Annotated in this window: 12 protein-coding genes; 7 read left to right on the top strand and 5 right to left on the bottom strand. The window is 60.9% G+C overall.

Going from position 1 to position 15,003, the window contains the following annotated elements:
* Positions 1 to 91 precede the first annotated feature (91 nt).
* The gene (gene clpA, locus FB597_RS00640; protein WP_144767611.1) at positions 92 to 2,395 is read right to left on the bottom strand and encodes an ATP-dependent Clp protease ATP-binding subunit ClpA; all 2,304 of its coding nucleotides are present in this window, start codon (positions 2,393 to 2,395) and stop codon (positions 92 to 94) included.
* Positions 2,392 to 2,706, bottom strand: coding sequence for an ATP-dependent Clp protease adapter ClpS (gene clpS / locus FB597_RS00635; protein WP_050468104.1), 315 nt, complete (start codon positions 2,704 to 2,706; stop codon positions 2,392 to 2,394). Before clpS ends, clpA begins: the two co-directional genes overlap by 4 nt.
* Before the next feature lie 337 nt (positions 2,707 to 3,043).
* Between clpS and FB597_RS00630 the strand changes: the two genes are divergently transcribed.
* Positions 3,044 to 3,250 (top strand): cold-shock protein, encoded by a 207-nt coding sequence (locus FB597_RS00630; protein WP_141917199.1) that lies wholly within the window; start codon positions 3,044 to 3,046, stop codon positions 3,248 to 3,250.
* Positions 3,251 to 3,426: 176 nt separating this feature from the next.
* Here FB597_RS00630 and icd read toward each other — a convergent pair whose 3' ends face one another.
* Entirely contained in the window at positions 3,427 to 4,683 is a 1,257-nt protein-coding gene (gene icd, locus FB597_RS00625; RefSeq protein WP_141917202.1) for an NADP-dependent isocitrate dehydrogenase, read from the bottom strand.
* A 269-nt stretch (positions 4,684 to 4,952) separates the two neighbouring features.
* Here icd and FB597_RS00620 point away from each other — a divergent pair, with 269 nt between their 5' ends.
* The 3 genes from FB597_RS00620 to FB597_RS00615 all read left to right on the top strand — a co-directional run bounded on the left by FB597_RS00620 (position 4,953) and on the right by FB597_RS00615 (position 6,543).
* Positions 4,953 to 5,513 (top strand): pseudouridine synthase, encoded by a 561-nt coding sequence (locus FB597_RS00620; RefSeq protein WP_141917204.1) that lies wholly within the window; start codon positions 4,953 to 4,955, stop codon positions 5,511 to 5,513.
* Between the two features lie 177 nt (positions 5,514 to 5,690).
* Positions 5,691 to 5,861 (top strand): hypothetical protein, encoded by a 171-nt coding sequence (locus FB597_RS20065; protein ID WP_006463172.1) that lies wholly within the window; start codon positions 5,691 to 5,693, stop codon positions 5,859 to 5,861.
* A gap of 214 nt (positions 5,862 to 6,075) precedes the next feature.
* Positions 6,076 to 6,543, top strand: coding sequence for a DUF192 domain-containing protein (locus FB597_RS00615; protein WP_141917206.1), 468 nt, complete (start codon positions 6,076 to 6,078; stop codon positions 6,541 to 6,543).
* A gap of 174 nt (positions 6,544 to 6,717) precedes the next feature.
* Here FB597_RS00615 and rpsT read toward each other — a convergent pair whose 3' ends face one another.
* Entirely contained in the window at positions 6,718 to 6,984 is a 267-nt protein-coding gene (rpsT, locus tag FB597_RS00610) for a 30S ribosomal protein S20 (protein ID WP_050468109.1), read from the bottom strand.
* 392 nt (positions 6,985 to 7,376) lie between these two features.
* Here rpsT and murJ point away from each other — a divergent pair, with 392 nt between their 5' ends.
* Together murJ and FB597_RS00600 are read left to right on the top strand one after the other, a co-directional pair.
* Positions 7,377 to 8,930 (top strand): murein biosynthesis integral membrane protein MurJ, encoded by a 1,554-nt coding sequence (murJ, locus tag FB597_RS00605; RefSeq protein WP_141917208.1) that lies wholly within the window; start codon positions 7,377 to 7,379, stop codon positions 8,928 to 8,930.
* Between the two features lie 152 nt (positions 8,931 to 9,082).
* Positions 9,083 to 9,931 (top strand): SirB1 family protein, encoded by an 849-nt coding sequence (locus tag FB597_RS00600; RefSeq protein ID WP_141917210.1) that lies wholly within the window; start codon positions 9,083 to 9,085, stop codon positions 9,929 to 9,931.
* Positions 9,932 to 9,979: 48 nt separating this feature from the next.
* Here the strand turns inward: FB597_RS00600 and FB597_RS00595 are convergent, their stop codons facing one another.
* Positions 9,980 to 11,902, bottom strand: coding sequence for an ATP-binding cassette domain-containing protein (locus tag FB597_RS00595; protein WP_141917211.1), 1,923 nt, complete (start codon positions 11,900 to 11,902; stop codon positions 9,980 to 9,982).
* A 240-nt stretch (positions 11,903 to 12,142) separates the two neighbouring features.
* Between FB597_RS00595 and FB597_RS00590 the strand changes: the two genes are divergently transcribed.
* Complete coding sequence (locus FB597_RS00590) at positions 12,143 to 14,596, top strand: penicillin-binding protein 1A (RefSeq protein WP_144767608.1); 2,454 nt, start codon at positions 12,143 to 12,145, stop codon at positions 14,594 to 14,596.
* Positions 14,597 to 15,003 lie beyond the last annotated feature (407 nt).

The following is a 15,003-nucleotide window of genomic DNA, read 5'->3' as shown; positions in this document are numbered from 1 at the left end:
GGCGGTGGATATCATGCGCATTCCCGTCCCCCGGAGGGCATAAAAAAAGCCGGAACGATGTTCCGGCTTTTTCGCGGCTGCGGCCTGACGTTTATTCCACTTCCAGCTTTTCCTGCGGCTCTTCGGGAGGCGCCGAGTCGTCGCCTTCCGGGAACTCCAGCTTGACCTGGTCCTTGTCATCCATCTCGACAGTGACGCGGCCGCCGCTGACCAGCTTGCCGAACAGCAGTTCGTCGGCCAGCGCCTTGCGGATCATGTCCTGGATCAGGCGCGACATCGGACGTGCGCCCATCAGCGGATCAAAGCCCTTCTTGCCCAGGAACTTGCGCAGGCTGTCGGAGAAGACGGCTTCCACCTTCTTCTCATGCAACTGCTCTTCCAGCTGCATCAGGAACTTGTCGACCACGCGCAGGATGATGTCCTCGTCCAGCGGGCGGAAGCTGATGATGGCGTCCAGGCGGTTGCGGAATTCAGGCGTGAACATGCGCTTGATATCCACCATCTCGTCGCCAGCTTCCTTCTTCTCGGTAAAGCCGATGGTGCGCTTCTGCAAGCTCTCGGCGCCCGCGTTGGTGGTCATGATGATGATCACGTTGCGGAAGTCGGTCTTGCGGCCGTTGTTATCGGTCAGCGTGCCGTGGTCCATCACCTGCAGCAGGATATTGAAGATATCCGGATGCGCCTTTTCGATTTCGTCCAGCAGCAGCACGGCATGCGGCTTCTTGTTGATGGCCTCGGTCAGCAGGCCGCCCTGGTCGAACCCGACATAACCTGGCGGCGCGCCGATCAGGCGGCTCACCGCATGGCGCTCCATGTATTCGGACATGTCGAAACGCACCAGCTCGATGCCCAGGATGAAGGCCAATTGCTTCGCCACTTCGGTCTTGCCCACGCCGGTCGGGCCGGAGAACAGGAAGGAGCCGATCGGCTTGTCGGTCTTGCCCAGGCCGGCGCGCGCCATCTTGATGGCCGACGACAATGCCTCGATCGCCGGATCCTGGCCGAACACCACGTTCTTGAGGTCGCGGTCGATGGTCTGCAGCTTGACGCGGTCGTCCTGGTTGACCGATTGCGGCGGGATGCGCGCGATCTTGGAAATGATTTCCTCGATCTCGGACTTGCCGATGGTCTTCTTCTGCTTCGACTTCGGCAGGATGCGCTGGGCCGCGCCGGCTTCGTCGATGACGTCGATCGCCTTGTCGGGCAGATGGCGGTCATTGATGAAGCGGGCCGCCAGCTCGGCCGCCGAGGTCAGCGCCGAAGCGGAATACTTCACGCCGTGGTGCTCTTCGAACTTGGACTTCAGGCCGCGCAGGATCTGCACGGTCTGCTCGACGGTCGGTTCGTTGACGTCGATCTTCTGGAAACGCCGGGACAGCGCGTGATCCTTTTCGAACACGCCGCGGAATTCGGTATAGGTGGTCGCGCCGATGCACTTCAGCTGGCCGCTGGAGAGCGCCGGCTTGAGCAGGTTGGACGCGTCCAGCGTACCGCCCGAGGCCGAACCGGCGCCGATGATGGTATGGATCTCGTCGATGAAGAGGATGCCGTTGGGGCTGTCCTTCAATTGCTTGAGCACCGCCTTCAGGCGCTGCTCGAAGTCGCCGCGATACTTGGTGCCGGCCAACAGCGCGCCCATGTCGAGCGAATACACGACGGCGTTCTTGAGGATTTCCGGAACGTCGCCCTGGGTCACGCGCCATGCCAGGCCTTCGGCGATGGCGGTCTTGCCCACGCCGGCCTCGCCGACCAGCAGCGGATTGTTCTTGCGGCGGCGGCACAGGGTCTGGATCACGCGCTCGACCTCGGACTCGCGGCCGATCAGCGGATCGATCCGGCCTTCGGCGGCGGCCTTGTTCAGGTTCTGCGTGAACTGGTCCAGCGGGCTTTCCTTCTGCTGGCCCTCGACCTGCACATCCTCGGCGCCTTCCGGCGCCTTCTGCGGATCGGCCTGCTGGTCCTTGCGCACGCCGTGCGAAATGAAATTGACCACATCCAGGCGGGTCACGCCCTGCTGGTGCAGGTAGTAGACCGCGTGCGAATCCTTCTCGCCGAAGATGGCCACCAGCACGTTGGCGCCGGTCACTTCCTTCTTGCCGTTGGAAGCCGACTGCACGTGCATGATGGCGCGCTGGATGACGCGCTGGAATCCCAGCGTGGGCTGGGTGTCCACCTCGTTGGTGCCGGGCACGGTCGGGGTGTTGTCGGTAATAAAATTGGTCAGCGTTTTGCGCAAATCGTCGATATTCACCGAGCAGGCGCGCAGCACTTCGGCTGCGGACGGGTTGTCCAGCAGCGCGAGCAGCAGGTGCTCCACGGTAATGAATTCATGACGCGATTGTCTGGCTTCGACAAAGGCCATATGCAAACTGACTTCAAGTTCCTGCGCAATCATGCTTCCTCCATCACGCATTGCAGGGGATGCCCTGCCTTTCGAGCGTGGGTTAAAACGAGTTCCACTTTTGTGGATGCGATATCTTTGGGATACACACCACACATACCCTTCCCATCGCGGTGAACCTTGAGCATGATCTGCGTCGCAGTTTCACGGTCTTTGTTGAAGTACTCCTGGATGACGGCGACGACGAATTCCATCGGCGTATAGTCATCGTTCAACAAAAGGACTTGGTACATAGGGGGCGGCTTAAGTTTCGCCTCTTGCCGCTCCAACACGGTACCGCCATCATTTTCGTGCTTGGTTGCCATGCGTTTATTTGACCATCAAAAGCTGTGCAACGCACAATGATTACGTAAGATCCAGATGGGGAGATATTACGCGTTTTCCAGATGCTGCGCAGATGACGGTGATTTATCCTAAATCAAGGGCTACCGTAACCATCGGAGAAACAAGCGGCCAAACTTTAAGCTGAAAACCGCTTGACTTTTGGATTTCCAGCGAGAACAATGGATTCATTGATTAGTAGTTACTACTTGTCAATGCTGAAGGTATGTAAGGGGGCACGGTTTAAGGGGGGCTGCGTGACGCGCGATGCTTCTTGCTTTAACGGCTCGTGTGATAGTTTAAAATTTGAAAGATGCTTTTATGGCAACAGGTACAGTCAAGTGGTTCAACGATTCCAAAGGCTTTGGCTTCATCACTCCGGATGACGGCGGCGAAGATTTGTTCGCCCACTTCTCGGCCATCAACATGAATGGCTTCAAGACCTTGAAAGAAGGTCAGAAAGTCCAGTTTGATGTCACGCAAGGCCCCAAAGGCAAGCAAGCTTCGAACATCCAGCAAGCCGCTTAATCCCGGTTAGCGCCTGAAAAAGCCTCGCATCGCGAGGCTTTTTCATTGCCGCGCGCCCCTTCCTGCCTTGGCAAGGCATCCGCTGCCCGTACCGGCACGCTGAACCGTCAACGCACCCGCCAAGCAAAAAGCCGGGCATCGCCCGGCTTCCGCACTTCGCGCAAACATCAACGCGCTCACATGTTTTCGATCATTACCTCACCAAATCCCGAGCAGGAAACCTGGGTCGCGCCTTCAAGCAAGCGTGCGAAGTCGTAAGTCACGCGCTTGGACGACACCGATTTCTGCATTGCATTGATGATCAGGTCGGCGGCTTCGATCCAGCCCATATGGCGCAGCATCATTTCGGCCGACAGGATCACCGATCCCGGGTTGACGTAGTCCTTGCCGGCATACTTGGGGGCGGTGCCATGGGTGGCTTCGAACATCGCTACCGAGTCGGACATGTTGGCGCCGGGCGCGATGCCGATCCCGCCGACCTGGGCCGCCACGGCGTCGGAAATGTAGTCGCCGTTCAGGTTGAGCGTGGCGATCACGCTGTATTCGGCCGGACGCATCAGGATCTGCAGGAAGAACGCATCGGTGATCGCATCCTTGATCATGATATAGCGCCCAGTCTTGGGATTCTTCAACCTCATCCACGGGCCGCCATCGATCAATTCGGCGCCGAACTCCCTGGCCGCCAGCGCATAGCCCCAGTCGCGGAAAGCGCCTTCGGTGAATTTCATGATGTTGCCCTTGTGGACCAGGGTCACCGAAGGCTTGTCATTGTCGATGGCGTACTGGATCGCCTTGCGCACCAGGCGCTCGGTGCCTTCGCGCGAGACCGGCTTGATGCCCAGCGCCGAGGTCTCGGGGAAGCGCAGCTTCTTGACGCCCATTTCATTGACCAGGAAATCGATCACTTTCCTGACTTCAGCCGAACCGCTCTGCCATTCGATGCCGGCGTAAATATCTTCCGAATTCTCGCGGAACACGACCATGTCGGTCTTTTCCGGTTCGCGCAGCGGCGATGGCACGCCCTTGAAATAGCGCACCGGACGCAGGCAGACATACAGGTCCAGATGCTGGCGCAGCGTGACATTGAGCGAACGGATGCCGCCGCCGACCGGCGTCGTCAACGGTCCCTTGATCGAGACCAGGTAATCCTTGACCACTTCCAGCGTTTCATCCGGCATCCAGACCTCCGGGCCGTAGATCCTGGTCGCCTTTTCGCCGGCGTAGATTTCCATCCAATGGATCTTGCGCGCGCCGCCATACGCCTTTTCCACGGCGGCATTGACCACCTTGAGCATCACCGGCGTGACGTCCATGCCGATGCCATCGCCTTCGATGTACGGAATGATCGGGTTATTCGGGACATTCAGGGTGAAGTCGGCATTGGCGGTAATCTTCCGGCCTTCGGCAGGCACTTGGATATGTTGGTACGGCATCGTGGTCTCCGGCGTTTAAGCAGAACAAGCGGGGAATTTTAAGAGATTTCGGGAAAGCAGGTCGGATGGATGCCCGGGGAAGGCAACGCTGCTGCCGGCCCGGACGCCATGTCCTCTATAAGACATAAGATATGCCCTCGATTATGCCCGAGGATTTTACGGAATCCCATGATTTTGCGACGCCAGGGCCTGTTAACATTCAATTTACGCCTGCTGGCTGCGCCCGACCGGGTGCAGCCAGCAAATTCATTGTTCACAGGCCCCAGCGCATGCCTCTCATATTATTCAACAAGCCGTTCCAGGTGATGAGCCAGTTCTCCGCCCATCCGGAACGCGAAACCCTCGCCGGCTACATCCCGGTTCCCAACGTTTATCCCGCCGGCCGCCTCGATGCCGACAGCGAAGGCCTGCTGCTGCTCACCGACGACGGCAAGCTCCAGCATGAAATCAGCAATCCGCGCCACAAGCAGCCCAAGACCTATCTGGCGCAAGTCGAAGGCGACGTCTCCGGGGAAATGCTGCAACGCCTGCGCAATCCGCTCGACCTGGGCGACTTCGTCACGCAGGAAAGCCAAGCCCGGCTGATCCAGGAACCGGGCTGGCTGTGGCCGCGCAATCCCCCCATCCGCGAACGCAAGAGCCAGCCGACTAGCTGGATCGCGCTCACCATCAGCGAAGGCAAGAATCGCCAGGTGCGGCGCATGACGGCGGCGGTCGGCCTGCCGACGCTGCGCCTGGTCCGCATCGCCATCGGCCCGTTTTCGCTGGCCACGCATCCGTTGCTGCCAGGGGAGTGGCGCGAGGTGGATCCGGAGGAGCTGAAGCGTTAAGCGACAAGACTCGGTTAAATTATCAAAACGACATCAATCTTCCATCGCACGCCCAGCGACTCCCAAAAAAGATCGAAAAGGTTGTCAACCTCTGTTGCCTGCTACCGTTATTGTCAGTGATTCGCACGAATCATCGTTTGCCTCACATCCCTAACATGTTGAATTGAAGGACGCAAAATGAAAAAATTGATCGCCGCTCTGATCGCTGGTCTGTTCGCAACTGCCGCTTTCGCACAAGCTCCGGCCGCTCCGGAAGCCCCGAAGGCTGAAGCTGCCGCTCCTAAGGCAAAGAAGGCCAAGAAGGCAAAGAAAGCCAAGAAGGCAAAGAAGGCTGCTGAAGCTAAGTAATTTAGCGTCGCGCAATTCAAAAAGGCAGGCTAGTCCTGCCTTTTTTCATGCCCGGACGATCCCGCCCGGATGATCCCGCCCAAACGATTCATTTTCCCGCCGCCAATCATTGCCGGATTAACCTGTTCGCCAGCCGCGCCAAAGCACAACTGCTGCGAATCGCTATAATCCTGCAGATTCCAATCCCCCGATTGATCGAACACCAATATTGACCATGCGCCAACTCAATCGCCCCCGCCTGTTCGCCGGCATCGCCGCCACCCTGCTCACGGCATTGTGCCTTGCCGACGCTGCGGCCCAGACGCCGCAGCAAGTCCGCCGCTTCCCGACCACACAGCTCAACATCGGCATCCACCTGATCAAGGCCGAAGTCGCCCAGACCGAAGCCGAGCGTGAGCAAGGCCTGATGTTCCGGGAAAAAATGGGCGATAACGAAGGCATGCTATTCCTGTTCGGTGCACCGGCAGGCGTTTGCATGTGGATGAAGAACACGCTGATCCCGTTGTCGGTCGCCTTCATGGATGAAAAAGGCGAGATCATCAACATCGAGGAAATGAAGGAACAGACCCTGGATTCGCATTGCGCCAAACGCGGCGCGGTCTATGCGCTGGAAATGAACAAGGGCTGGTTCAAGCAAAAGAACATCAAACCGGGCGCAAAAATCGAAGGCCTGCCCAGGTAAACGCCAGGCGTCGCATCGGGACGGCATGCACCGCCCCCCCCCCGGCGCAAGCTGGGACATGCGCCCGCCATGCCAGAAACGATACAAACGCAAAAACCCGCCTGAAAAGACGGGTTTCTGTTTTACTGCAACTGAACTGCGCCGGACTGGCCGGCTCAGCCAACAGCCGGCGAATTAAGCAGCCAGGGCCTTCAGGGCAGCAGCCAGGCGGCTCTTGTGGCGAGCGGCCTTGTTCTTGTGGATGATCTTCTTGTCGGCGATGCTGTCGATGGTCGACACCGATGCCTGGAACACGCTGGTTGCCGCAGCCTTGTCGCCACCGGCGATTGCCTTGCGAACAGCCTTGATCGCGGTACGCAGGGTCGAACGCTGGCTCGAGTTGTGCGCGTTTTGCTTAACTGCCTGACGTGCACGCTTGCGTGCCTGTGCGGTATTTGCCATGAAATTATCCTAAATCGAGAGTCGTATGCGCCGCAAACCCTTAGGACTCGCGAAGCCAAATTCTGTAAAGCCTTGGAGTATAACCATTTTTGCAGGCTTGGGCAAATACCTTGTCCAAGCCGCGTGCCCATCCGTTGCATTCAGGTCAAAACGGCGCATGCCATCCTGGCTTGCCTCAGATGCCCTACCTGACCAGCATAGGCAAATGGGCATGCGGATTCAATGACGGATACCGATGTTGCAATAAAGAAATTTCATTCATGCATCGAACCGATTTGGAATCAGGAGACTCTACCGCCACCGCCCACCCTTCCGCCCATCAGGCCGAAACGCTTGCCCGCGCCGCCGATTCCCGGCCGCCGGACTGCGCCGCGCCGCTATAATGCCGCACCATGAACTTGCATAAAACGCTCGCGACCATCTCCGGCATGACGATGCTCTCCCGCATCACCGGACTGGCCAGGGAAATCCTGTTTGCCCGCGCTTTTGGCGCCTCCGCCTATACCGATGCGTTCAACATCGCCTTCCGCATTCCCAACCTGCTGCGCCGCCTGTTCGCCGAAGGCGCCTTTTCGCAAGCCTTCGTCCCCATCCTCGCCGAATACAAGAACCAGCGCGGGGAGGAGCAGACCAAGCACTTGGTCGACCATGTCGCCACCGTGCTGATGTGGGTGATGCTGGTCACCTGCGTGGCCGGCATCGTCGCCACTCCCTTCGTGGTCTATTTCATCGCCACCGGCCTGAAATACAATCCGGAAGCGTTCGACGCCTCGGTGACGATGACCCGCATCATGTTCCCCTATATCGGCTTCATGGCCTTCGTGGCGCTGGCCGGCGGCATCCTCAATACCTGGAAGGAATTCAAGATTCCGGCCTTTACCTCGGTGCTGCTGAACCTGGCCTTCATCGTCGCATCGCTGTTCGTCGCGCCGTTCATGAAACAGCCGATCTACGCCATGGCGTTCGCCGTGCTGGTCGGCGGCATCCTGCAAGTGGCCCTGCAATTGCCGGCGCTGGTAAAGATCGGCATGCTGCCGCGCCTGTACTGGAACCCGATGATCGGCCTCTCCGACGCCGGCGTGAAGCGCGTGCTGCAGAAAATGGGGCCCGCCGTATTCGCCGTCTCGGCCGCCCAGATCAGCCTGATGATCAATACCAACATCGCCTCGCGCCTGGAGCACGGCAGCGTGTCCTGGCTCTCCTACGCCGACCGCCTGATGGAATTCCCGACCGCCCTGCTGGGCGTGGCGCTGGGGACCATCCTCCTGCCCAGCCTGTCCAACGCCCACTCCGCCAACGACATGGACGAATACTCGTCCCTGCTCGACTGGGGCCTGCGCCTGACGTTCATGCTGGCCATGCCGGCGGCGGTGGCGCTGGCCACCCTGTCGGAGCCGCTGACGGCCACGCTGTTCCACTATGGCAAATTCGACAACCTGTCGGTGACCATGACCGGCCATGCGCTGGTGGCCTACGGCGTCGGCCTGATCGGCCTGATCATGGTCAAAATCCTGGCGCCGGGGTTCTATGCCAAGCAAGACATCCGCACCCCGGTGATGATCGCCATCGGCGTGCTGATCGCCACCCAGTTGATGAACGGCATTTTCGTGCCGATGTTCGCCCATGCCGGCCTGGCCTTGTCGATCGGCCTGGGCGCCTGCCTGAACGCGGCACTCCTGTTCCTGGGATTGCGCCGCCGCCAGATCTACATCCCGCGTCCGGGCTGGGGGATCTTCCTGGCGCGGCTTACCGGTGCGCTGCTGGTGCTGGCGGGCGTGTCATTGTGGATGGCCGGCCAGTTCGACTGGATCGCCCTGCGGGCCCATCCGCTGGCGCGCATCGGCGCGCTGATGCTGGTGATCGCGGTGTGCGGGCTCGCCTATTTCGGGCCGCTGCTGGCGATGGGATTCAGGTTGCGCGAATTCAAGCGCATCGCCCGGCGTTAAGAACCTGTTGCCGCTCCGCGAAGAACGGCAAGCGAAAAAGAATAAACCGCGGCGACCTTGTATGCCAGAGTAGCTGGCTGGAAACAACAAGTATTTTTTCGCCGCGTTGCCAAGCGTGACGCGCGCCAAAATATTTTGATAGGATGGATGGCATGACGCTCACCTCCCTCGACTATTTTGCTTCGCTGGTGCGCCAGGACGATTCGATTCCGCTGTTCGAATCCGCCTTGACGCTGGGTCAGGACTTTTATCCCGAAATGGATTTCGCCGAGCAGGAAGTCGAGCTCGACCTGCTGGCGCAAAAGCTGAGGCAGCGCTTGCCGTCAGATGCCTCGCAGATCCAGAAGCTGCGCATGCTCAACCATTTCTTCTTCCAGGAAATGGCCTTCGCCGGCAACGTCAACAATTATTACGACCCCGACAACAGCTACATCCACCGCGTCATCGCGACCCGGCGCGGCATCCCGATCTCGCTGGCGGTGGTCTATATCGAACTGGCGCAACAGGTCGGGCTGGACATGAAGGGCGTTTCCTTCCCTGGCCATTTCCTGATGAAGCTGTCGGTGCAGTCGGGCGAGATCGTGCTGGATCCGATGAACGGCTCCAGCCTGTCGCGGGAAGAATTGGAAGAACGCCTGGAACCGTACCTGGAACGCCAGCACGAACAGGACTTCGGCGATGAGCTGCCGCTGGGCGCTTACCTGCGCGCCGCCCATCCGCGCGAGATCCTGGCGCGCATGCTGCGCAACCTCAAGGCCATTTTCATGGAAAGCCAGCGCTGGCAACAGGTGCTGGACGTGCAGGAACGCCTGGTGATCCTGCTTCCCGAAGAGATTACCGAAAAGCGCGACCGCGGCCTGGCGCGCGCCAACCTCGGCCTGCCCCAGGCTGCGCTGGAAGACCTGGAAGCCTACCTCGCGCTGCGCCCGCATGCGGACGATGCGCAAAACCTGCGCGAGATGCTGCCCGACCTGCGCGAGGCGCTGCGCAAACCCAACTGAGCCCCTGCGCAAACAGGAACGGCGGCTCCCGGCCCGTCCGGGCTCCGCTTACTTGCGCGCCTCGATCTCTTCCCAGCGCTCCAGGCTGACCAGCAATTCCTCGTCGATTTCGGCAAAGCGCTGGTTCAGCTTCACCGCGTCATCGGCATTGTTCTTGTACAGATCGGGATCGGCCAGCTTTTCCGAGATCGACTTCTGCTCCGCCTCCAGTTCAGCGATACGCTTGGGCAACTCCTCCAGCTCGCGCTGCTCCTTGTAACTGAGCTTCTTTTTCGGCTGTGCGGGCGCCACGGGCGCTGGGGCCGCCATGCTCGACTCGGCCTTGACTTCGTTCTTGTCTGTCTTGGCCGCCGGCCTGGCCGACGTGGTGGGAGAAGCCGCGCGCACGCGCTCCCAATCGGAATAGCCGCCGACATATTCGCGCCAGACGCCATTGCCTTCGGCGGCGATCACCTGGGTCACCACGTTGTCCAGGAACATGCGGTCGTGGCTGACCAGGAACACGGTGCCGTCGTACTCTTCCAGCAATTCTTCCAGCAGCTCCAGCGTGTCGATATCGAGATCGTTGGTCGGTTCGTCCAGCACCAGCACGTTGGCCGGCTTGGCGAACAGGCGCGCCAGCAGCAGGCGGTTGCGCTCGCCGCCGGACAGTGTGCGCACCGGCGAACGCGCGCGCTCGGGCGAGAACAGGAAGTCGCTGAGGTAAGTCATGACGTGCTTGCGCTGGCCGTTGACCTCGACCCAGTCGCTGCCCGGCGCAATGGTGTCGGCCAGGCTGGCTTCTTCATTGAGCTGGGCGCGCATCTGGTCGAAATACGCCACCTGCATCTTGGTGCCCTGCCTGACCGTGCCGCTGTCGGGCGTTTCTTCGCCCAGGATCAGTTTGAGCAGCGTGGTCTTGCCGGCGCCGTTCTGGCCGATCAGGCCGATCTTGTCGCCGCGCATGAGGATGGAGCTGAACTCGCGCACCACGGTCTTGGGGCCGTAGGCCTTGCTGACGTTGTCCAGCTCCGCCACGATCTTGCCCGAACGCTCTCCGGCCGACACTTCCAGCTTGACCTGGCCCTGGCGGTCGCGGCGCTCGCTGCGCTGCACGCGCAATGCCTCCAGCCGGCGCACACGCCCTTCGTCGCGGGTACGGCGCGCCTGCACGCCCTTGCGGATCCACACTTCTTCCTGCGCCAGGAATTTGTCGAACTTGGCGTTCTCCACTTCCTCATTGGCCAGCAACTCGGCCTTGCGCGCCTGGTAAGTGCTGAAATTGCCGGGGAAGGACAACAATTTGCCGCGGTCCAGCTCGATGATGCGGGTCGAGACGTTGTCGAGGAAGCTGCGGTCGTGGGTGACGAACAGGATGCTGCCCTTGAAGTCGCGCAGCAGGCCTTCCAGCCACAGGATGGAGCCGAAGTCGAGGTGGTTGGTCGGCTCGTCCAGCAGCAGCACGTCGGGGTTGCCGACCAGGCCGCAGGCCAGCGCCACGCGCTTTTGCATGCCGCCGGAGAGTTCGCCGATCCTGGCGTCGCGGTTCAGGTTGAGCTTGTCCAGCGTGGTCTCGACCTTGTTGCCGATGGACCAGGCATCGGCCGCGTCCAGCACGGTCTGGATCTGGTGCATGCGCTCCAGCAAGGCGTCATCGTTGTCGCCGCCGAACTGGCCGGTGATCGCCTCATATTCGGCCAGCAGCGCGGGCAGTTCGCCCAGGCCGGAGGCCACGGCGTCGAACACCGTCATCTCGTCAGGGAAATGCGGTTCCTGGTCGACATAGGCGATCTTCAGGCCCTGTTGCATCACCAGCAAGCCATCGTCCAGCCTGGAGCGGCCGGCGATGACCTTCAGCAGCGACGACTTGCCGGTGCCGTTGCGGCCGATCAGGCCGACGCGTTCGCCGGTCTCCAGCGAGAATTCGGCGTGATCGAGGAGGGCGACGTGGCCAAAGGCCAGTTGCGCGTCGCTAAGGGAAATGACTGCCATAGGAGATATGCCGCGGCCTGCTGCACCGCGTCCGGAATATGCGTAAAGAGCGGCATTGTACCGACTGCGGCGGGGAAATGCGGCGCCGCATGGCCGGTTTGTGGAAATGCTTGCCGGCAAGCACATGAAAAACATGCCCCGAAACACTTTTTACATCCTGTTAAGCATTGCCGGCGCCTGTCTTTCCGGGCCGGCGGGCTTGATGCTGTAAGATAACGCATCCAGATTTCCGCCTACTCCATGCCTCTTCCAACGTCTCCGGGCCGCTTGCAGCGCCAACGCGGCTTCCTCAATCCCAATATCGCCAAATTCATCGGACTATCCATCCTCGGCCTCGGCATCGCCGGCGCCCTGCTGGTGGTCTATGCGCTGATCTTCATCAATCCGCGCCTGCCCTCGCTGGACCTGATCACCGACTACCGGCCCAAGGTTCCGCTGCGCATCTATTCCGAAGACAAGGTCTTGCTGGGCGAATTCGGCGAGGAAAAGCGCAGCCTGGTCAAGCTGGACGATATTCCGGCCGACATGAAGAATGCCGTGCTGGCCATCGAAGACTATCGCTTCTACCAGCATGGCGGCATCGACTATATCGGCATCGCCCGCGCGCTGGTGACCGACGTGCTGCGCGGCAGCGCCTCCCAGGGCGCCAGCACCATCACCATGCAGGTGGCGCGCAACGTGTTCCTGACCAAGGAAAAGACCTTTTCGCGCAAGCTCTACGAAGTCCTGCTGGCCAACAAGATCGAGAACGCCCTGACCAAGGACCAGATCCTTGAGGTCTACATGAACCAGATCTACCTGGGCCAGCGCGCCTTCGGCTTTGCCGCCGCCGCGCGCACCTATTTCGGCAAGGATCTCAAGGATGTCACGCTGGCCGAGGCCGCGATGCTGGCCGGCCTGCCCAAGGCGCCCTCGGCCTACAACCCCATCGTCAACCCCAAGCGCGCGCACATCCGCCAGCAATACATCCTGCAGCGCATGCTGGACGTGGGCTTCATCACCCAGGCGCAATACGACGCGGCCTCCAAGGAAGAGTTGAAGGTACGCACACCGGGCAGCCAGTACAACACCCACGCTGAATACGTCAATGAAATGGTGCGCCAGATGGTGTATGCGCAATACAAGGAAGACACCTATACCCAGGGCTTCAACGTCTACACCACCATCAATGCCGCCGACCAGCAGGCCGCCTACCTTGCCGTGCGCAAGGGCGTGATGGACTACGACCGCCGTCACGGCTACCGCGGCCCGGAAGAGACGGTGGCGCTGCCGGCCAACGCCGACGAGCGCGCCAGCGCCATCGACGATGTGCTGGACGACCATCCCGACAACGACGACATCCTGGCCGCCGTGGTGGTGGCCGCCGGCCCCAAGCAGGTCGACGCGGTGCTGCGCTCGGGCGACAAGGTGAGCATCAAGGGCGATGCCCTGCGTTTCGTCGCCAACGCGCTGTCCGACAAGGCCAAGAAGGAAGTGCGCATCCAGCCGGGTTCGCTGATCCGCGTGATGCAGGATGCCAAGCAGAACTGGCAGATCGTGCAGTTGCCGCAAGTGGAGGCGGCGCTGGTGTCGGTGGTGCCGCAGGATGGCGCCATCCGCGCCCTGATCGGCGGCTTCGACTTCACCCAGAACAACTTCAACCACGTCACCCAGGCGTGGCGCCAGCCGGGCTCCACCTTCAAGCCCTTCATCTATTCGGCGGCGCTGGAAAAGGGTTTTGCTCCGGCCAGCATCGTCAACGATGCGCCGGTTTCCTACCCGGCCGGCCCCGGCCAGCCGAACTGGGAACCGCGGGACGATGAACCGCCGGCCGGGCCGATGAGCGTGCGCACCGCGCTGCAAAAGTCGGTCAACCTGGTGGCCATCCGCACGCTCGACTACATCGGCGTACCCTACGCCAAGGACTTCATCACCGGCGCCTACGGCTTCGATTCCGACAAGGTCCCGCCCTATCTGCCGATGGCGCTGGGCGCCGGCCAAACCACTCCGCTGCAGCTTTCCGCGGCCTACTCGGTGTTCGCCAACGGTGGCTACAAGATCCAGCCCTACCTGATCACGCAGATCACCGACTCCCGCGGCAAGGTCTTGTCCAAGGCCGATCCGCTGGTGGTGGGCAACGGCGCACCGCGGGTGGTGGCCGAACGCAACAGCTACATGATGACCAGCCTGCTCAAGTCAGTGGCCCAGCGCGGCACCGGCGCACGCAGCAACAGCCTCGGCCGCGCCGACCTGGCGGGCAAGACCGGCACCACCAATGAAGCGATCGACGGTTGGTTCGCCGGCTACCAGCGCACGCTGGCTACCGTGGTATGGATGGGTTACGACCAGCCCAAGAGCCTGGGCGGCATGGAGTTCGGCGCGCAACTGGCCCTGCCGATCTGGGTCGATTACATGGGCAAGGCCTTGAAGGGCGTCCCGCAATTCGACCAGCCGGTGCCGGACGGCATCCGCTTCATCGACGGCGAACCGTATTACGACAACTTCACGCCCGAGAATGGCCTGGTCACCAACGTCGGCGTGACGGTGGTCGATGCGATTTCCAATTTCTTCGGCTGGACGCCGAGCCAGGCGCCGGCCACCGGTACGCAGTCCGCGCCTAACGCACCTAACGCCCCGGGCACGCCACAAGCGCCGCCGCCATCGCGCGGCGCGCCTGCCAATAATTTCGACAGCAAACTGTACCAGGGGCATTGAAGCGAAGCAGGCCGGAACCGGAGCCCCAAAAGGAAAAAGCGCAGAAGACATCTTCTGCGCTTTTTTTATGCTGGCGCCCCCGACACGGATCGAACGTGTGACCTATCCCTTCGTACCACTATGGCTTTCGCCACCAGATGAATGTTTGTGGTCTGGACTATACCTTGGCCTTGGGCGGCTATCGCCATTGAGGCAACGTCGCCGACAGGCCGGAGCCGTCTAGTCTCTACACCTTCCGGTTCCCATGCTTGCCTGGAACCGGCTTGGCTCGGTATCGCCAGCAGCCGCACGCCATGTTGGCCGATGCGCTGTCAGGGTTCACCGAATTTGACTCCATTCACGCGGCGCCTTTCGGCATCCGGTGCCCAATCGTCTTTAGGAGGGGATCGCTCTATCCACTGAGCTAC

The sequence above is a fragment of the Herbaspirillum sp. SJZ099 genome, assembly GCF_007828355.1.
GTDB lineage: Bacteria > Pseudomonadota > Gammaproteobacteria > Burkholderiales > Burkholderiaceae_D > Herbaspirillum.
This window is presented reverse-complemented; position numbering and strand designations above follow the sequence as displayed.